At 69.2% G+C, this 17572-nt stretch carries 14 protein-coding genes, 1 tRNA gene and 2 pseudogenes; 6 read left to right on the top strand and 11 right to left on the bottom strand.

All coding sequences use genetic code 11. The features are described from left to right. Positions 1-8: 8 nt before the first annotated feature. Positions 9-2129, bottom strand: coding sequence for an elongation factor G (fusA, locus tag J7E89_RS25925; RefSeq protein ID WP_214976847.1), 2121 nt, complete (start codon positions 2127-2129; stop codon positions 9-11). A gap of 66 nt (positions 2130-2195) precedes the next feature. Further along, complete coding sequence (locus J7E89_RS25920) at positions 2196-3635, bottom strand: DHA2 family efflux MFS transporter permease subunit (protein ID WP_214976846.1); 1440 nt, start codon at positions 3633-3635, stop codon at positions 2196-2198. 104 nt (positions 3636-3739) lie between these two features. Between J7E89_RS25920 and J7E89_RS25915 the strand changes: the two genes are divergently transcribed. Then, a complete protein-coding gene (locus tag J7E89_RS25915) occupies positions 3740-4231 on the top strand; it encodes an FBP domain-containing protein (RefSeq protein WP_214976845.1) in 492 nt (163 codons plus the stop codon). Here the strand turns inward: J7E89_RS25915 and J7E89_RS42085 are convergent. Together J7E89_RS42085 and J7E89_RS25905 are read right to left on the bottom strand one after the other, a co-directional pair. Then, positions 4228-4815 carry a MarR family winged helix-turn-helix transcriptional regulator gene (locus J7E89_RS42085; protein WP_214976844.1) on the bottom strand — a complete coding sequence of 196 codons (588 nt, stop codon included), beginning with the start codon at positions 4813-4815 and terminating at the stop codon, positions 4228-4230. The two genes, J7E89_RS25915 and J7E89_RS42085, sit on opposite strands and share 4 nt — an antisense overlap. A 296-nt stretch (positions 4816-5111) precedes the next feature. Then, positions 5112-6254 (bottom strand): acyl-CoA dehydrogenase family protein, encoded by a 1143-nt coding sequence (locus J7E89_RS25905; RefSeq protein ID WP_214976843.1) that lies wholly within the window; start codon positions 6252-6254, stop codon positions 5112-5114. Between the two features lie 159 nt (positions 6255-6413). Between J7E89_RS25905 and J7E89_RS25900 the strand changes: the two genes are divergently transcribed. Then, complete coding sequence (locus J7E89_RS25900; RefSeq protein ID WP_214976842.1) at positions 6414-7016, top strand: TetR family transcriptional regulator; 603 nt, start codon at positions 6414-6416, stop codon at positions 7014-7016. Positions 7017-7094: 78 nt separating this feature from the next. Here J7E89_RS25900 and J7E89_RS25895 read toward each other — a convergent pair whose 3' ends face one another. The 3 genes from J7E89_RS25895 to J7E89_RS25885 are packed head-to-tail and all read right to left on the bottom strand — an operon-like array spanning position 7095 to position 9302. Next, a complete protein-coding gene (locus J7E89_RS25895) occupies positions 7095-7832 on the bottom strand; it encodes an HAD family phosphatase (protein ID WP_214976841.1) in 738 nt (245 codons plus the stop codon). A gap of 38 nt (positions 7833-7870) precedes the next feature. Next, positions 7871-8269 (bottom strand): LysR family transcriptional regulator, encoded by a 399-nt coding sequence (locus tag J7E89_RS25890; protein ID WP_214976840.1) that lies wholly within the window; start codon positions 8267-8269, stop codon positions 7871-7873. A 40-nt stretch (positions 8270-8309) separates the two neighbouring features. After that, positions 8310-9302, bottom strand: a complete 993-nt coding sequence (locus J7E89_RS25885) for a ScbA/BarX family gamma-butyrolactone biosynthesis protein (protein ID WP_214976839.1) — start codon at positions 9300-9302, stop codon at positions 8310-8312. 154 nt (positions 9303-9456) lie between these two features. On the opposite strand from J7E89_RS25885, the gene J7E89_RS25880 reads away from it, so the two are divergent. Both J7E89_RS25880 and J7E89_RS25870 read left to right on the top strand, forming a co-directional pair. Continuing rightward, positions 9457-10089 carry a ScbR family autoregulator-binding transcription factor gene (locus tag J7E89_RS25880; protein ID WP_308315600.1) on the top strand — a complete coding sequence of 211 codons (633 nt, stop codon included), beginning with the start codon at positions 9457-9459 and terminating at the stop codon, positions 10087-10089. Between the two features lie 317 nt (positions 10090-10406). Then, positions 10407-10624: pseudogene (locus J7E89_RS25870) on the top strand (hypothetical protein); the annotation flags it as partial. Positions 10625-10720: 96 nt separating this feature from the next. On the opposite strand, the gene J7E89_RS25865 reads toward J7E89_RS25870, so the two are convergent. After that, positions 10721-11467 carry a site-specific DNA-methyltransferase gene (locus J7E89_RS25865; protein ID WP_214976838.1) on the bottom strand — a complete coding sequence of 249 codons (747 nt, stop codon included), beginning with the start codon at positions 11465-11467 and terminating at the stop codon, positions 10721-10723. A 579-nt stretch (positions 11468-12046) separates the two neighbouring features. Here J7E89_RS25865 and J7E89_RS25860 point away from each other — a divergent pair. Both J7E89_RS25860 and J7E89_RS41890 read left to right on the top strand, forming a co-directional pair. Then, a pseudogene (locus J7E89_RS25860) lies at positions 12047-13162 on the top strand (C40 family peptidase); the annotation flags it as partial. 454 nt (positions 13163-13616) lie between these two features. Beyond that, on the top strand, positions 13617-13745 hold the full coding sequence (locus tag J7E89_RS41890; RefSeq protein ID WP_285439287.1) for a hypothetical protein: 129 nt from the start codon (positions 13617-13619) through the stop codon (positions 13743-13745). Positions 13746-14297: 552 nt separating this feature from the next. Here the strand turns inward: J7E89_RS41890 and J7E89_RS25855 are convergent. The 3 genes from J7E89_RS25855 to J7E89_RS25845 all read right to left on the bottom strand — a co-directional run bounded on the left by J7E89_RS25855 (position 14298) and on the right by J7E89_RS25845 (position 17366). Then, positions 14298-14371: transfer RNA gene (locus J7E89_RS25855), tRNA-Thr, on the bottom strand. Positions 14372-14480: 109 nt separating this feature from the next. Beyond that, on the bottom strand, positions 14481-16016 hold the full coding sequence (locus J7E89_RS25850; RefSeq protein WP_214976837.1) for an alpha/beta hydrolase: 1536 nt from the start codon (positions 16014-16016) through the stop codon (positions 14481-14483). Positions 16017-16151: 135 nt separating this feature from the next. After that, positions 16152-17366 carry a DNA polymerase III subunit delta' gene (locus J7E89_RS25845; RefSeq protein ID WP_214976836.1) on the bottom strand — a complete coding sequence of 405 codons (1215 nt, stop codon included), beginning with the start codon at positions 17364-17366 and terminating at the stop codon, positions 16152-16154. Between the last annotated feature and the right edge of the window lie 206 nt (positions 17367-17572).

The raw sequence follows: 17572 nt of genomic DNA, 5'->3' as shown, positions 1-17572 counted from the left end.
GGGGCGGGCTACTCGCCCTTGGTCTTCGCGATGATCTCCTCGGCGACGTTCCGGGGAACCTCGGCGTAGCTGTCGAACTGCATCGAGTAGTTCGCCCGGCCCGAGGTCTTGCTGCGGAGGTCCCCGACGTAGCCGAACATCTCCGACAACGGCACCAGCCCTGTGACGAGCTTGGCGCCGTGGCGGTCCTCCATGGACTGGATCTGGCCGCGGCGGGAGTTGATGTCCCCGATGACATCGCCCATGTAGTCCTCGGGCGTCGTCACCTCGACCTTCATCATCGGTTCGAGCAGGGCGGGAGAGGCCAGGCGCGCGGCCTCCTTGAAGGCCATCGAACCGGCGATCTTGAAGGCCATCTCGGAGGAGTCGACCTCGTGGTAGGCGCCGTCGAGGAGGACCACGCGGACACCCGTGAGGGGGTAGCCGGCGAGCACACCGAAGTCCATGGCCTCCTGACAGCCGGCGTCCACGGACGGGATGTACTCGCGCGGTACACGGCCCCCGGTGACCTTGTTCTCGAACTCGTAGCCGTCGCCGTCGAGGGGTTCGAGTGCGATCTGCACCTTTGCGAACTGGCCGGAGCCACCCGTCTGCTTCTTGTGCGTGAAGTCGTGCTTCGCGACCGTCTTGCGCAGAGTCTCGCGGTAGGCGACCTGCGGCTTGCCGACGTTCGCCTCGACCTTGAACTCGCGCTTCATGCGGTCGACGAGGATGTCGAGGTGGAGTTCGCCCATACCGGCGATGATGGTCTGGCCGGTCTCCTCGTCGGTCTTGACGCGGAAGGACGGGTCTTCCTCGGCCAGGCGCTGGATGGCGACGCCCAGCTTCTCCTGGTCACCCTTGGACTTGGGCTCGATCGCCACCTCGATGACCGGGGCCGGGAAGTCCATGGACTCCAGGATCAGCGGGCTCTTGTCGTCACACAGCGTCTCACCGGTGGTGGTCTGCTTCAGGCCCATGACGGCGACGATGTCACCGGCGCCCACCGAGTCGATCTCGGTGCGCTTGTTGGCGTGCATCCGGTAGATCTTGCCGATCCGTTCCCGCTTGCCCTTCACGGAGTTCAGCACCGCGGTGCCGGCGTCCAGGCGGCCGGAGTAGACCCGGATGAAGGTGAGCTTGCCCAGGTGTGGATCGCTGGCGATCTTGAAGGCGAGCGCCGAGAGCGGCTCCTCGTCGGCGGGCTTGCGCCGCACGACCTCCTCGGGGTCGTTCACCGCGTGGCCCTCGATGGCCTCGACGTCCAACGGGGACGGCAGATAGCGCACGACCGCGTCGAGCAGGGGCTGAACACCCTTGTTCTTGAACGCGGTACCGCAGAACACCGGGGTGACCGTGGTGTCCGAGGACTTGCCCGACGCGATGGTGATACTACGGATCGCGGCGTACAGCTGCTCCACGGAAGGCTCCTGGCCCTCCAGGTACAGCTCCATGATCTCTTCGTCGTTCTCCGCGACGGCCTCGAGCAGCTTGCCGCGCCACTCGTCGGCGGCCTCGGTGTGCGTGGCCGGGATCTCGATGGTGTCGTACGCCTCGCCCTTGGCGGCCTCGGCCGACCAGACGTACGCCTTCATCGTCACCAGGTCGACGACACCCTTGAAGTCAGCCTCCGCCCCGATGGGCAGCTGCATGACCAGCGGAGTCGCACCGAGACGGTCGGTGATCATGGCGACACAGCGGTGGAACTCGGCGCCGGTGCGGTCCAGCTTGTTGACGAAGCAGATCCGCGGCACGCCGTAGCGGTCCGCCTGACGCCAGACGGTCTCGGACTGCGGCTCGACACCTGCGACGCCGTCGAACACCGTCACGGCACCGTCAAGCACCCGGAGGTTGCGCTCGACCTCGACGGTGAAGTCGACATGGCCCGGGGTGTCGATGATGTTGATGGTGTGATCGACGCCCTCGAGCGGCCAGTGGCAGGTCGTCGCGGCGGACGTGATCGTGATGCCACGCTCCTGCTCCTGCTCCATCCAGTCCATCGTGGCAGCGCCGTCGTGGACCTCACCGATCTTGTACGAGACACCGGTATAGAACAGGATCCGCTCGGTGGTCGTTGTCTTGCCCGCGTCGATGTGGGCCATGATCCCGATGTTGCGGACCTTGGCCAGGCCAAGCGAAGTGATAGCCATGACTGAGTACTTTCCTGAACGGAGTGGTGGGGCGGGTTCCGGAGGCTCGGGCCTGCCGAGGCCTGCTCAGGCCTGCTTGGAGGTGCCAGGCGGGAGGAACAGCGCGGGAATCGCGGTGACAGCCACGAAGACGAGGGCCCACCAGAACACGGGGCCGAAGTCCGCGGCCGCGCCGTCGGCCGAGTAGACGTAGTGCTGCAGGAGCAGCGCGATGACGGTGGTGCCCACGGCACCACCGAGCTGCTGTGAGACCGCGTTGGCCGTGGTCGCGGCCGGCACGCTGGTGGCCGGAAGCGAGTGGTACAGCGTGACCATGATGGGCGCCGCCGCCAGGGCCAGGCCGATGCCCTGGGCGAACAGGGCGGCGAGCAGCAGGGCGTTCACCTCGGCGGTGTCGGCCATGGCGAAGGTCGTGATGCCCGCCGCGACCAGGAGGAGCCCGACGAGGACCAAGGCCCGGGGGTTGCTCTTGGTGTCGATGACCCGGCCGACGAGCAGCACCGCAGCCGCCGTTCCCACTCCCTGCGCCACCATGATCGCTCCGGCCCCCAGCGGGCCCTTGCCACCGGCCTGCTGGAAGAACAGCGGAACCAGCACCACGACTCCGTACAGACCGAAGTTGTTGAGCAGGGTGATGGAGGTGGAGGCCGTGAACGTCCGGTCGCGGAAGAGCGAGAAGTCCACGACGCCGGGGGTCTGAGCCCGAGCGGCCCGCACACCGTGCACGGCGAGCAGGACCGCGCCCACCGCCACCGGCAGGAGCACCGGCGTGCTCGTCGGCGACGTGCCCTTGGCCAAGTTGCTGAAGCCGAGGATGACCGCGGCCAGGCCGCCGCCCATGGTGAGCAGCCCGGCGAGGTCGAGACGCCCCGGCGCCTGCCCCTTGGAGTTCGGGATGTGCCGCACGGACAGGACGATCACGGCGAGGACGATCGGCACGTTCAGGAAGAACGCCCACCGCCAGGAGAACTCCTGGATGAGCGTGCCGCCCAGCACGGGACCGAGCACCGGGGCGACCAGCAGCGGGACGGCCATCATCGTCATCATCCGGCCCATCTGAGCCCGGCCGACGACCTCGACGACGATGATCCGCATCAGGGGGAAGAGCATGCTGGCGCCGAGCCCCTGCACCGCCCGGAAGGCGATGAGGCTGCCCAGCGACCAGGCGGCCCCGCACAGGACCGAGCCCAGCAGGAAGACGGTGAGCGAGGCGATCCAGGTGGCGGTCGCGCCGAAGCGCTGAGCCGCCCATCCGGTCGCCGGGATCACCGACGACATCGCGAGGAGATACGCGGTGGACGCCCACTGCGCGTCCGCGAGGCCGGCGTCGAAGTACTCGGTGAACGAGTGCATGGCGACGCCGACGATCGTGGTGTCCAGCAGGGCGACGAACGCGCCCAGGGCCAGGACGAGAGCCACGACGACGGGCGAGCGCTCCCCTGGTGGAGGGGCCGCTTCGGCAGACGCCTCCTCCTCGGTGCTCGTGGTGCTGATCTCCTCGGACATGAACGTTGCCTTTCCTGTACGGGGTGGGGCAGGGCACACAGGCTGTAACCTAATGACCATAGTGTATTGCCTAATATACACAGGCATTGCTAGGGTCCGGGATCATGAAGGAATTGACCGACCCGGAAATCCGCGAATCGTTCGTCAACTGCACGAAGGGCGAAGTCGGCCGAATCACGGTGCCGCGGGATCTCCCCGACTTCCCCTGGGCCGACTTGGACTTCCTCGGGTGGCGCGACCCTGGCGCGCCGAATCGCAGCTACATCGTGGCCGAGCACGACGGCCAGCTGGTGGGCTTCGCGCTCCGCCTGGCGTCCCGCAGCGCCGGCTCGCACCACCGCACCATGTGCTCGATCTGCCTGACCACCCACCCCGCGAGCGGGGTGACGCTGATGACGGCCCGCAAGGCACGCCAGAGCGGCAACGGCGGCGACACGGTGGGCGAGTACATCTGCAGCAATCTGGCCTGCTCCCTGTATGTGCGAGGGAAGAAGCGGACCCAGCCCGGGGGCCGCCTCAAGGAGTCGCTCACGGAGGAGGAGAAGGTCGACCGCATGAAGACGAAGCTGGCCGCCTTCCTGGACACGCTTCTCTAGCAGCCGCACGGGGCGTCCGGGGCGCCATGCGAAGCGTCGAGCGCGTGGGCGAGCGCCATCCGGTAGGCGGGCACCGCGGCCTCGTACAGGTCGCGCCCCCGCCCGGTTATACGACCGCGCACCGTGCGCCGGTCGCCGGTGCTCGGCAGGCGCACAGCCAGCTCGTCACGGACCAGACGGTCCACGACCCGGGACGTGGACGACGGGCTGAGACGGATCTCCTGGGCGAGTTCCGCGATGCGCAACTGACCCGGGTTCAGCGCGAGTTGCTCAAGGGCGAGATACGTCGACGGGGACAGCCCGAGTCGGCCGAGCTCGCGCGTCAACGCCCGCTCGAAACGGCAGCGCAGTTCCTCCATGCGCCACCACCAGGCGAGTTCCCCCTCGGACGCCTCGCGTGCGCTGGTACAGGAGCCAGGTTCGCCGGGTACGTCCGGTGTGGCCATCGCGCCCGCCCGGCCGTCCCCGTCACCGCAGGCGGGGGCAGACAGCTGGGTACGCGGGGCCGGGCGGCGGGCATGGCCGCCCGGATGGACCGTGCGGTGCGTGGTGAGCGTGGTGGACGGTCCGGGATATGTCGTCACAAGAGATCCCCGTTCTCAGTCGATGCCGGCCGGGAGGTCACCTCACGGCCAGGGTGTAGCCCACATGTCCCCGCCAGAGCACGGAGACTGAGGGCGACGCACTGCAAGGAGATAATCATTCCTTCGCGGCGGTTTCAAATACGTTCAGAGATCCCGATATCGGGGCGGCCCGAGCGCCCCGTCAGCATGCGCGCGGACACGCCGACGGCCCCAAGTACCGATACCTGGGGCCGTCCGTCAGGAAGGAGCGGATCCGACGGTCGCGTCGGTGGCGCAGGCCCGGCTCCACCGCGGGTTCAGCGCGCGGCCACGTCGGCCGCCACCCACTGGCCGTATGCGCGCGCGGCGAGCGGTAGCTGCAGGGCACCGTGCCCGGCCAGAGCATGCACATCGCGCCAGAGCCGCTGCAGCGGCTCCCCTTCGGCCTGGGCGCGGGCCCCACCGCTGCGGAAGAGCCGCTCCACGGCACCGACCAGCATCTCCACGGCCACCGCCGCGTCGCGCATGTTCAAGGCCACCGGCAGGTCGTCCAGCGGGGCCTGGTCGGCGCGTTCGGCCGCACGCCGCAGCAGCAGATGCGCCGCGTCGATCTCAGCGGAGGAACGGACCAGGGCGTCTTGCGCGACGGCCTCCTCGAGGAAGCGGCCGCCACCGGCCGTGGTACGCCCGGCTGCCAGCGTGATCCATGCGCGCAGGGCGCCGCGCGCCGCGCCGAGTGCGGGCGCCGCGAAGATGAGAGAGGCGACCAGGGTGTACGGGATGCGGTGACAGCGCGCCGCACCCTCCTCGTCACGCCCGGCGGCCAGCGCCTCGCGCAGGACGGTGCGGTGCTCGGGCACGAAGGCGGCGTCGACCGTGACGCTGTGGCTTCCGGTGCCGCGCAGACCGCTGTTGCGCCAGGTGTCGTGGATGGAGATGTCGGCACGGGGCACGGCGAGGATCCACTGACGGTGGTCGCCATCGGCGCGTTCCGGCGCGGCGAGCAAAATCCAGTGGGCGTGGTCAACGCCGCTCGCGAGGTTCCAGCGCCCGGTCAGCAGGTAGCCGCCGGGTACCGGGGTGAGCTCCCCGGCCGGCGGCACCACGGCGGCCGCGATGGGTATGTCCGCGCCGGATCCCCACAGGTCGGCCTGCCCTTGGTGGGGCAGATGCGCGGCGAGCCTGCCGTGGGCGGCCTGCAGTGCGGCGCACCAGGCCGCAGAGGTGCACCCCTCCCCCACCAGGGCCACCGCGTCGAGGAGTTCGGCGAACGTGCCGGCGGTGCCGCCGAAACCGACGGGAACGAAATAGCGTGCGAAACCGTCCTGGACCAGGGTTTCGGCCACGGCCGGGTGCAGCGTGCGCGCCTGTTCCGACTCTGTCGCGTACCGGGCTCCTTGAGCGGCGGCGTGATGAGCCCAGGCGGCGCGCGTCAGCGCGGCGTGGGTGGTGGTGGGCATCGACCTGTCTCCTTATCTGCAGGCAAATTGTCCAAATATGAGGCTGTTCCGCGATCGGGATTACCGAATCGACTTGCTCCGCAGCACACCGTGTGAGAAAAAATTCGCTTGCGAAGGAATTTCTTTTCGGGGGCGGCGGTGCCGGGTGGGAGCCTGACGATGGTGAAGCAGGACAGGGCACGACGTACGCACGCGCTGGTCCTCGACGCGGCCGCCACGGAGTTCGCCGCGCGGGGGTTTGCCGCCACCAACTTGCATGCCGTCGTGCGGCGCACCGGCCTCACCAGGGGTGCGCTCTACGGCCACTTCGCCTCCAAGGCCGAGCTGGCCGCCGAGCTGACCCGACAGTTCGAGCAGCGCTGGCGGGCGTTACTCACGGCTGCCGAGGGCTCCGGCGCGTCGCCCCTGCGGGTGCTCGACATGCTGCTGACCCAGCTCACCGACCGCGCGCAGCACGACGTGCGGTTCAGTGCGGGCCTGCGCCTGGTGACCGAGAAGGCCTGGGCCGAGGGCACGAGTGCGGAGCAGGTGGAGCAGTTGCGGGCGCTGCTGCTGCACCTGGTGGTGGTCGCGCAGGACAGCGGCGGGATCGACCCGGGCCACAAGCCCGAGGCGCTCAGCCAACTGTTCCTTGCCGTGCTCCTCGGCCTGCACCATACGGTGCCCGCCGCGCCGCCGGAGCGGGACGGCGGGAACCATGTGGTGCAGACCCGCCATGTGTGGAGGACTCTGCTGCCCGCCATGTGCCACCCCGTGATCTGACGGGCCCGGCGATACGCCCCACGGCGACCGGCTTTCCGCGGCACCCGACACCCGGGCCGTCAGCGGGCCCGTGCGAGATCACGTGAGTGCCCCTGTGAGTGGCCCGGTGCGAGGGCGGCCGACATGGGAGCCGACCGGCGAGGGGGCCGCGACCCCGGCCAGCCGTCGCCATCCCTCGCTTCGAACAAGGGAGTTGAGCAGCGGGTCGTCGCCGACCACCACCGGGTGGCCGACAGCCCGCAGCAAATCCACGTCGCTGGCGTGATCGCCATAGGCGTGGCAGTCACGGGGGGCCGCGTGGTGGTCGCCCATCGTCTGCCGGGCCAGGCCCGCCTTCCGCGCTCCGATGACCGGTGTGTCGATCTCCCCGGTCAGGATGCCGTCGTGCTCCTCGGCGGTGACGCACAGGACCACGTCGGCGTGCAGGGCCTCGGCGATCGGCGCCAGGCACGGCAGGAACGACCCGGAGACCAGTGCGATGAGGTCTCCGGCGCGGCGGTGGCCCAGCAGGGCGTCGACGGTGGGCTGGTGGAAGAGACCTCCACGCGCCTGTTCGGCCGCGAACCAGTCACGTCCGGCCCGGGCCAGCACGGCGCCGGAGGCTCCTCGGAAGTGACGGTAGAAGGACCGGTTGAGCCGGCTGCGCGGCACACCGGCCGCCTGAGCGCGGAGATGTTCGCTGCGGGCCCGCAGGAAGCGGGCCTGGTCCTCGCCTTCCCGGTCCCAGTAGAAGGCGAGGAAGCGGGACATGCTCTTGACGGTGATGAGCGTCTCGTCCACATCGAAGAATGCGACGGCGCGCCGGGGGGCGTTCATGGATTCCTTGTCGCCGCCCTCGGTGGGGCGGTATCGGTTCAGGGGTGGTCGACGGACGGCGCCGGAGAGTCCTGTCCGGCCCCGACCGTCACTGACGGGAACCGACGCTGTACGCTTTGCAGCGGATGGGGGCACGCGCAGTTGGCCCGGCGCCGGCCGAGGTCACCGCGGCGGTCGGCCGCGCCACGGACCTCTCGGCCCGCCGTGTCGACCGCCTGGAGAATCTGGTCCACCCGGGACTCCAGCACCGCGCCCGCGGCGGTCAGCTCGATCGGGTACCGCCCGCGACGCAGGAACAGGACGGCGTCAAGGGAAGATTCGAGACTCTTGATCTGGCCAGTGATGGTGGACTGGGCGCAGTGCAGATTCCTGGCCGCCTGGGTGAAGCTCAATTCCCGTGCCACCTCACGGAAGACACGCAGCTGCTGAAGTTCCATCTTTGCTCCGCTTGGGATGTACGGCGGTACCTGGTGCCGGTCAGCGTGCTGAGGCCGCGGGCTGGGGCCGGTACACAGAGGTGGCCCGGGCGAGGGTGCGCTCGCCCTGCGTGGCCGTCATCCGGACCACGTGATTGCCCGGGGCAACTTCCGAAGACGCATCGTACGCCTGGATCAAGAGGGGCGCGTCCAGTTCGCCGAAGGAGCCGAAGGCGACCTCGCACGCCGTCATCATTTGGGTCCGCGGGTTGCCGGACTGGCGCAGCAGCTGGTGGCCCGCCTGGCGGAAGGCCTCCACCAGGGCCATGCCGGGAACGTGGTCGCTGGCGTGCTCGAAGTAGCCCGGATGCTCCGTATCCAAGTGCACGCCGTACGTCCCGGGCCCCTCGCTGCTCAACAGGACGTTCTCCGGGCGGACCTGCCCCACCTCGGCGGCCGGGAGCAGCGTCCGGGGCCGTGGCGGCAGCGGCCCACCGGCCGGGGCACTGTCGCGATGGCGCAGCATGGTGTAGAGCTGGTCTCCCACCGCCAGCAGCCGCACCGAAGCACGGCCGCAACGCTGCCCGTTGACCCTGATCACGGCCTCGAAGCGGGCACCGAAACGTTTCGCCGACTGGTTGGCCTCGGGCGTGAACCGCCCGTCGAGCACGGCCCGCAGCGGCGCACCGCCCACCCGCAGCAGGGCCGGTTCCTCGATCTGGAGGTCGAGGTCGCAGAAGATGAAACGGTGGGCCAGCGGCACCTCGTGGAAGCGGTGCGCGGTGTAGATGGCAGCCTGCCGCACGGTCTCGACAAGCAGCACCGGATCGGTGAACCCCGCCGCGTCCGGCTCGTACAGACCGTGGCTGCGCGGCCACTGGGCGGCTATGAGGAAACGGTCCATGTCCTCCAGCCGACACCCGTCCGTCAGGAACACCTCGGCCACGGCCGCACGGTGGACCAGGGTTCGCGGCACTGTCTGGTCGTACCTGAGGAGTTGACGCAACGGTGCCGCGCCCGCGGTGCGGATTACAGAAGACGTGCTGATCGACATAGATGAACCCCCACCAGTCCCACCATGTGGGACTCCCAATCGGCTAGCGGGAAAAATATACCTTCGGAAATGTATATTGCAAGAGCAACTACCGCCACGGCACGCTCGTTGGAAGCCAGCTCGCGGCGCCGACGCAGGAAGGGGAACGGAGCCGGTGCGGAACACGAGCAGCCCGGGCACGGCCCAGCGGGCCACCAGCCAGCCCAAGCAGGAGCGTTCACGGCGCACGAAGGCCCAGATCCTGCAGGTGGCGGCGGAGACCTTCGTGGAGCAGGGATATGCGACGGTCACCCTGCAAGACATCGCCGACCGCGCCTCGATGACGAAGGGCGCCGTCTATTTTCACTACGCCAACAAACAGGCGCTGGCCATCGCCGTCGTGGATGGGCACTACGGGCGCTGGCCGACCCTCGTGGAGCAGGTGCGGGCCATGGGACTGCCGCCGCTCCAGACCCTGCTGGGCATTCTGGACCGCACCGCCGAGGCGTTCCACACCGACGCCATCGTCCAGGCTGGCGCCCGGCTGCAGATCGAGCGCTCGCTGATCGGCGCCGATCTGCCCCAGCCGTACGTGTGGTGGCCCGAGCTGCTCACCGAATTCATCGCCGAGGCCAAGGATGCCGGGCAGCTGCGACCCGAGACCGACCCGCAGACCCTGGGCCGGGTCCTCGTCTCCGCGTTCTTCGGTATGCAACACATCTCGGACGTACTCACGGGCCGTGACGACCTGATGGAGCGTTACGTCGAGATGCGCGACGCCCTCTTCAAGGGCTTCATCGTCACCTGAACCGCCTAGTACTCCAGCAGGAGTTTGCTGTTTGACCTGCGGGTTTCGCTGGGCGGCTGGAGTGTAGCGGGCTGGGAGTCAGTCAGGGGCGGTCTCAGGGAGGCCGCCCCTCGATCGTGCGACAGCGCCGCAGGTAATGGCAGCGGCGGGGAAGCCTCCACGCGTGATCACCGAGCATGCTGCCGAGCAGTGGGACCTCGAACTGGACGACCTCTTCCTGACCATCGGCCACCGTTTCCGCCGAGTCGAGCTCCGTCGCCGCATGCGTGACTACGTGCGCGGTCTGCTCGCCCCGGTGGCCCGAAAGAACAGCTGGGATGGTGAACGTCGCCTCCGTCATCTTCCGCCCGAAGCACGAGGCGATCCTGGTCTCCTCAAGGTCGACCCGGACACGGTCGAGCTGGAGGAGGGCTTCTCCCGCGACATGCGCGGCATCGGCCACCTCGGGACGGGCGACCTGGAGGTCCGAATCTCCTCGGCGACTGACCTGGAGAAGGCCGGGCCGCTGATCAGGCGGGCGTTCGAGGCAGCCTGACGCAAGAAGAAGGGCGGCTGGTGCATCGGTTTCTCGATGCTCCAGCCGCCCTTTTGCGTCTGCGGTCCGTCGGCCCCGGCCTGGTTGGTCTCATGCTCACGCCTCCGGTCCGGCCAGGACGAAGTCGTCCTGGGTCAGCTCCGCCTGGAGCCTTCGCTCGGCGACGGCGGCATAGTGCGACGACAGCTCGACCCCCACGAACTGTCGGCCCTCGCGCAGGGCGGCGACTCCCGTGGAGCCGCTGCCGGTGAAGGGGTCGAGCACGGTGCCACCCTCGGGGCAGATCTGCACGAGCTGCTGCATGATCTCGACCGGCTTCTGGGTGATGTGCACCCGGTCCTTGCGCGGCTGGGAGGCGATGAAGTGGCCGGGCAGGTACAGGTCCCGGTCCTTGGCCAGGCTGCCCTTGACGCCCCAGGTGATGAACTCGGCCGACTGCTTGAACCCGCCCTTGCGAGGCCGGCTGGCGGGCTTGATCCACGGGATCGTGCCACTCCAGGTCCAGCCCGCCATCTGCAGGGCGTCGGACGTGGTCGGCTCCTGACGCCAGTCCGAAAAGACGATGGCGACCGAGTGCTCGGTGGAGGCCCGGTACGCCTCGGTGAGCAGGGCGGTCAGCCAGCTTCGATAACTCCTCTGGTCGCGGTTCTCTCCGGGGAAGTTCTGCAGGTCGTGCGCGCTGTTGCTGGTGACGTACTTGGCTCGCGCGGTGCGACCGGTGCGGTCCGAGCTGGTGCGTCCGCCGGAGTTGTACGGCGGGTCGGTGATGACGGCGTTGACGCTCTCGTCCGGGAGGGTCTTGAGCACGGTGAGGGCGTCGCCTCGGTGCAGCATGTAGCTCATGTGCGGGGCCTCTTTCAGGGCACGGCGGGACTGGGCCCGCTCCGGACGGTGCTCAACAGTGGCCGTTCGGAGCGGGATTGCGCCGGACGTTAGCCGCAATTTCCGGCCGCACCTAACGAACCGCGTCGTGCTCCGGGCCCGGGTCCGAGAGCCGTTTGGTGCGGCCGGAATCCCGGTCTACTGTCTCGCCATGTCACCGGGACGGAGCCCCGCTCCACCCTCGCTGACCTGTGCTTATCCGTGTTGCCTCGTCCAAAAATGGCAGCACGGGAGGCCCGTTGACCCCTATTTCCCGAAGCCGTGAGGAGACCCGGTGTACCGCCTGAGATTACGAGCGCGGCTGACTGCCGCGCGTGACCCGAGACCGGCGTCCGGGAGCTACCAACTCCTGTGACACGGGCCCGCCCTGAGAGGCGGATTTACATCGGCGCGGTGCCGACGGCTTTGCACGAGAAGCCGGCACCGCGCCTCCTACGAAACCCAAGGAGCCGCTGCGATGCAGCATGCCCTGATACCCCCGTGCCCTGACCCAACACCGTTGTCCGGCTGGCACCGCCGCCTCGGTGAACGGCGGCGGCGATGAAGAAGACCACCGGAGCCGTCGTCGGTCTCTTCGCATCCGGTCCGCTGCTGCTGGCCGTTCCGATCCTCGCCATCGGTGCCGGGACGGCTTCGGCCGCCTGCTCGACCGGCGGTGCACAGGCTGTGGATACCTCAGCCGTTGCCGCTCAGGTGAAGGAGATCCTGGACGGCGGCGCCAAGGGGACTGTCTCCGTGCCGGGGCTGGACGATCCAGCCGAGCAGGTGCCGAACGCCAAGACGATCCATGCCACCGGTGTCGCGATGAAGATCCCCGTCCGGGGGCAGATCGTGGCGCTGGCCACCGCGCTGCAGGAGAGCGGCCTGCAGAACATCACCTACGGGGACCGTGACTCGGTGGGGCTTTTCCAACAGCGGCCGTCGCAGGGCTGGGGCACCGTGGCCCAGATCATGGACCCGGTCTACTCCTCGACGAAGTTCTACGAGGGGCTGCGGGAGGTCTCGGGCTGGGAATCGATGACCATCACCCAGGCCGCCCAGGCGGTGCAGCGCTCTGGCTATCCGGACGCCTACGCCAAGTGGGAGCCCCTGGCGACCGCCCTGCAGAAGGCGATCCAGCCGCTGCTGGCGAAGACCGGTGATCCCGCACCCACGCCCTCCCCGTCGGGGTCCGGGGGCGGCACTGCCAGCCCGGCGCCGAATGCCGCAGGCGGCTGTACGACCGGCGGGGACGGAACCGACTTCGGCACCATCCCTCCCGGGACGGTGCCGGACGGATACAAGATCCCGGCCGATGCCTCACCGAAGGTGCAGACCGCGATTCGCTGGGCCATGGGCCAGCTCGGCACTCCGTACCAGTGGGGCGGCACCTGCACCGACTCCCACGGGGCAGACCCGATGGGTCGCTGCGACTGCTCCTCGCTGATGCAGATGTCCTGCAAGGCGGCCGGGGTCATCCTGACGCGGACCACCTACACGCAGGTCAACGAGGGACAGTCGGTCTCAGCCGACGCTCTGAAACCCGGCGACCTGCTGTTCACCAGGGGCACCGCCCAAGTTCCTGAACACGTAGGCATGTTCATCGGCTCGGGCCTGGTCATTCATGCCCCGCGCACCGGCGACGTGGTCAAAATTTCGACCCTCGCCTCCTGGAAGCCGTGTCCCTCCAGACGTTCGACGGCTTCGCGGAGCTGTTTTCGCAGTATTCGGGTGGCGGCCGGGTCGTCGTTTATGGCCAGCAGCCTCCAGCCGAGCGCGCGGCACAGGTGCCCCTTGCGGCCGTCGTTGCTCTCGGCGCGGGCCTTGGCGCAGACGAAGGCGGAAGTGACGGCATTGTCGATCTCGGTGTCCGTCGCGTCGCCGGTCAGGTTAGAGATGAAGCGGGCCTCGATGTCGCGCAGCATCCGCCGGTCACTGTAGACGTCCGGCCCGTAGCCGACGTCGTTCAGGGCCTGGTGTACGGGCGCGAAGGCGGCGGGAGGCTTGTTGCCACGGGTCATGGCTCCGAGGCTAGGTCTCAGCTCCGGGGCGGGGTCCAGTTTTCCGCCGCTTTTGATTCCGGCATCCGCGGTCCTATGGCGCTCCCGACATCGGAGAAGGGAGCATGGGGATGCCGGATCAGGAGAACATCCGCGAGCAGGAGAAGGTGCGGAGCCGCGCCGCGTGGCGGAAGGTCACGCTGCGGCTGGGGGTCCGTCTGGGGGTGGAGTTGGTGCTCTGGTTCCTGCGGAACATGTGACCGACGGCCGTGCGCTGGGAGGCGCAGAACGCTGTTATCTGCAGCTTTCTGCGCTGAAACGGCAATAACTGCTCGGAAGAGCACACAAGACCTCGAAGTACCCGTACAGCTCGAAGCGGATCCGCCGGCGAAGCCGTTCATGACCTACAAAGAGGCGCTGGTACATCGCCGTACGGTGATCCACGACATGTGGGCGATTCCGCCACCCAGGTCCGCGAGGCCATCCAGGAAGTCCCCGCTGGCATCGGCCGCCCGAGACGCGAAGATGGCGAAGCGGCTCCGCCTCCAGCCGGGCTGCTCGACCCGACCGAAGTCCTTACAGGCGGCGCTGCTCGGCAACGACTTGTAGGGACGGAACAACGATCGGGCGGCCGTCCGCACGCACCCAGCGGCGCTCTTGGCCACCGCCGCTGCACGCCGTTTGCACGTTTGGCCACCGGTCGGCCACCAGAGGGTGCGTGGCGGGGCCTCTGGGCTGACGCACCGGCAGGAGCAAGGTCACAGAACGGCAAAAAGCCCAGGTCACGGCGAGTGAGTCCTGGGCTTTCTGAGAGCCGCCTTCGGGATTCGAACCCGAGACCTACGCATTACGAGTGCGTTGCTCTGGCCAACTGAGCTAAGGCGGCGTCGCTGCCGACACCATGGTGCGATCAGCAGCGGGCCCAAGTCTACACAGTTTCGAGGGGTGCTCCGCACAGCCCTGTGTGGAGCACATCCGCGCAGGTCAGCGGCGGGTTAGGAGCACCTCTTGCCGTCCTTCGGGGCTACGCCCTCCAGGAGGTAGGTGTTGATCGCCGTGTCGATGCAGTCGCTGCCGCGCCCGTACGCCGTGTGGCCGTCGCCGTCGTACGTCAGGAGCATGCCGGAGTCGAGCTGGCCCGCCAGGGACTGAGCCCACTTGTACGGGGTCGCCGGGTCGCGGGTGGTGCCGACCACGACGATCGGCGCGGCGCCCTTCGCCTCGATGCGGTGCGGGGTGCCGGTGGCCTTCGTCGGCCAGTAGCCGCAGGTCAGGGAGGCCCAGGCGAGGCCCTCACCGAAGACCGGGGACGCGTTTTCGAAGGCGGGAAGCTCGTTGCGGACCTCGTCGGGGCCGGTGAAGGCCGGGGGGAGGTCCAGGCAGTTCACGGCGGCGTTGGCGTACATGAGGTTCGCGTAGCTGCCGTCCTCGGAGCGCTCGTAGTACGTGTCGGCCAGCGCGAGCAGCTGAGCTCCGTCGCCTCCCGTGGCACGGGTGAGAGCGGGGCGCAGCTGCGGCCAGGCGGACTCGTCGTACATCGCCGCGATCACGCCCATGGTCGCCAGGGACTCACCGAGCGGGCGGCTCTGGCCGGTGGGTACGGGCCTGGCATCGAGCTCGTCGAAGAAGCCCTTAAGGCGGTCGCCCGCCTCGTTCGGCGTACCGGTGCCGAGCGGGCAGTCCTCGCGCTTGACGCAGTCCGCGGCGAACGACTGGAAGGCGGTCTCGAAGCCGGCCGTCTGGTCGCGGTTCATCTCCCGGGCGGCGAGGGACGGGTCCATCGCGCCGTCGAGTACGAGACGGCCGACGCGGGCGGGGAAGAGCTCGGCGTACGTCGCACCCAGGAAGGTCCCGTACGACGCTCCGACGAAGTTCAGTTTCCCGTCGCCCAGCACCGCGCGCAGGATGTCCATATCGCGGGCCGCCTCGACGGTGGAAACGTGCGGAAGGATCGCGGCCGAGCGCTTCTCGCAGCCGGCCGCGAAGCCCTTGAACGACGTGACCAGCTTGCCGGTCTCCTCCTCGTCGTCCGGGGTCTGATCCACCTGTGTGTACGCGTCCATCTCCTTGCCCGTCAGGCACTCGACGGGCTCGCTGCGGGCCACGCCGCGGGGGTCGACGGCCACCATGTCGTACCGCGCGCGGACCGGCGCCGGGTAGCCGAGTGCGGCGTACGCCTGGAGGTAGCCGATCGCGGCGCCGCCCGGGCCGCCCGGGTTGACCAGCAGGGAGCCGACGCGCTTGCCAGGGCCGGTGGCCTTCTTCCGCGAAACGGCCAGCTTGATGTCGGCCTTCTCCGGCTTTTGGTAGTCGAGCGGGGCCTTCATCGTGGCGCACTGGAAGCCGGGGGCGCCGCACTCGCGCCAGGTCAGCTTCTGCGCGTAGTACGTCGAGAGGGCGGCCGGGACCGATTTCTGCTGCGCGGAGGCCGAGGCACTTGGTGACGAACCTCCCGACGAGCAGCCGGACATCAGCAGCCCGGCAGTCGCGAGGGCGGTGGCGGAGATCCGGATCAGGTGCCTGGTGTCCATCCTCGGAGCGTAGTGCGGCCATCACGGATTGTGCGGAGATCGGCTCGTACGGGTGATCCGGTCAACCGCGGCGGGAGGCACGACGGGAGTGGCGCGGCGGTGATACGGCGGTGAAGCGGCCGCCTGATCACTGGCTCAGCCGGCGCGCAGCGCCACCGTCATCGCCTCCACCGCGAGGAGCGGCGCGACGTTGCGGTCCAGGGCCTGCCGGCAGGCGATGATCGCCTCTATCCGGCGCAGGGTGCGCTCGGGGGTCGAGCTCTGCGCGATGCGGTCGAGGGAGTCCCGTACGTCCTCGTTGGCGAGGGCGACCCGCGAGCCGAGCTGGAGCGCGAGTACGTCGCGGTAGAAGCCGGTCAGGTCGGTCAGCGCGAGGTCGAGGCTGTCCCGCTGCGTACGGGTGGAGCGGCGCTTCTGGCGGTCGGCCAGCTCCTTCATCGCGCCGGCCGTGCCGCGCGGCATCCGGCCTCCGGACGCCGCGCCGAGCGCCGCCTTGAGGTCGTCCGTCTCCTTGACGTCGACCTCCTCGGCGACCTGCTTGGCGTCCTCGCCCGCCGCGTCGACCAGCTCCTGCGCCGCCTTGAGGCAGCCCCCGATGTCGGCGACGCGCAGCGGGAGTTTCAGCACGACGGCGCGGCGCGCCCGCGCGCGCTCGTCGGTGGCGAGTCGGCGGGCCCGCCCGATGTGCCCCTGGGTGGCGCGCGCGGCGGTCGCGGCGGTCGCGGGGTCGATCCCGTCACGCCGTACGAGCACGTCGGCGACGGCCTCGACGGACGGCGTACTGAGCGTGAGGTGGCGGCAGCGGGACCGGATGGTCGGGAGGACGTCCTCCAAGGACGGTGCGCACAGGAGCCAGACCGTACGAGGAGCGGGCTCTTCGATGGCCTTGAGCAGTACGTTGCCCGCGCCCTCGGTGAGCCGGTCGGCGTCCTCCAGGACGATGACCTGCCATCGGCCGCCCGCCGGGGACAGCTGGGCCCGCCGGACGAGCTCGCGGGTGTCCTTCACGCCGATGGAGAGCTGGTCGGTACGGACGATTTCCACATCGGCGTGCGTGCCGACCAGGGCTGTATGACACCCGTCACAAAACCCGCAGCCCGGGGCCCCGCCGAGCGCCCGGTCGGGGCTGACGCACTGCAGCGCAGCGGCGAACGCGCGGGCGGCGGTGGAGCGCCCGGAACCCGGCGGGCCCGTGAAGAGCCAGGCGTGCGTCATCTTCGACGCGGCGGGGGCGAGGGTTCCCCCGGACCGGTCGGCGACGGCGGTCACGAGCGCGTCGGCGTCCCGGGCGGCGGCGGCCAGCTGTGCCTGCACCCGCCCCTGCCCGACCAGGTCGTCCCATACGGCCATGGTGCTACCGCCTTCGCCGTGCGCTCACGTTCTTGCGTTCTTGAATCCCGACGTCCCTATTGTGGTCGACCCCACTGACATCACTCGCCCACAAGGGCCCGGGGCCGCAGAAATCAGCCCGTCCGGCGTTTTGAGGACACGCCTGGAGGGCGTCCGGGGGGTGTCCTGGGGTCCGGGGCGGAGCCCCGGTTTCGGGAAAAGGGCGG

This window comes from Streptomyces sp. ISL-100 (assembly GCF_018614615.1).
GTDB lineage: Bacteria > Actinomycetota > Actinomycetes > Streptomycetales > Streptomycetaceae > Streptomyces.
This window is presented reverse-complemented; position numbering and strand designations above follow the sequence as displayed.

What these genes read in the sequence shown, in the direction of transcription:
- fusA (WP_214976847.1), bottom strand. Translation starts at nt 2,129, where the DNA reads ATGGCTATCACTTCGCTTGGCCTGGCCAAGGTCCGCAACATCGGGATC.
- J7E89_RS25920 (WP_214976846.1), bottom strand. Translation starts at nt 3,635, where the DNA reads ATGTCCGAGGAGATCAGCACCACGAGCACCGAGGAGGAGGCGTCTGCC.
- J7E89_RS25915 (WP_214976845.1), top strand. Translation starts at nt 3,740, where the DNA reads ATGAAGGAATTGACCGACCCGGAAATCCGCGAATCGTTCGTCAACTGC.
- J7E89_RS25905 (WP_214976843.1), bottom strand. Translation starts at nt 6,254, where the DNA reads ATGCCCACCACCACCCACGCCGCGCTGACGCGCGCCGCCTGGGCTCAT.
- J7E89_RS25900 (WP_214976842.1), top strand. Translation starts at nt 6,414, where the DNA reads ATGGTGAAGCAGGACAGGGCACGACGTACGCACGCGCTGGTCCTCGAC.
- J7E89_RS25895 (WP_214976841.1), bottom strand. Translation starts at nt 7,832, where the DNA reads ATGAACGCCCCCCGGCGCGCCGTCGCATTCTTCGATGTGGACGAGACG.
- J7E89_RS25890 (WP_214976840.1), bottom strand. Translation starts at nt 8,269, where the DNA reads ATGGAACTTCAGCAGCTGCGTGTCTTCCGTGAGGTGGCACGGGAATTG.
- J7E89_RS25885 (WP_214976839.1), bottom strand. Translation starts at nt 9,302, where the DNA reads ATGTCGATCAGCACGTCTTCTGTAATCCGCACCGCGGGCGCGGCACCG.
- J7E89_RS25865 (WP_214976838.1), bottom strand. Translation starts at nt 11,467, where the DNA reads ATGAGCTACATGCTGCACCGAGGCGACGCCCTCACCGTGCTCAAGACC.
- J7E89_RS41890 (WP_285439287.1), top strand. Translation starts at nt 13,617, where the DNA reads ATGCCGGATCAGGAGAACATCCGCGAGCAGGAGAAGGTGCGGAGCCGC.
- J7E89_RS25850 (WP_214976837.1), bottom strand. Translation starts at nt 16,016, where the DNA reads ATGGACACCAGGCACCTGATCCGGATCTCCGCCACCGCCCTCGCGACT.
- J7E89_RS25845 (WP_214976836.1), bottom strand. Translation starts at nt 17,366, where the DNA reads ATGGCCGTATGGGACGACCTGGTCGGGCAGGGGCGGGTGCAGGCACAG.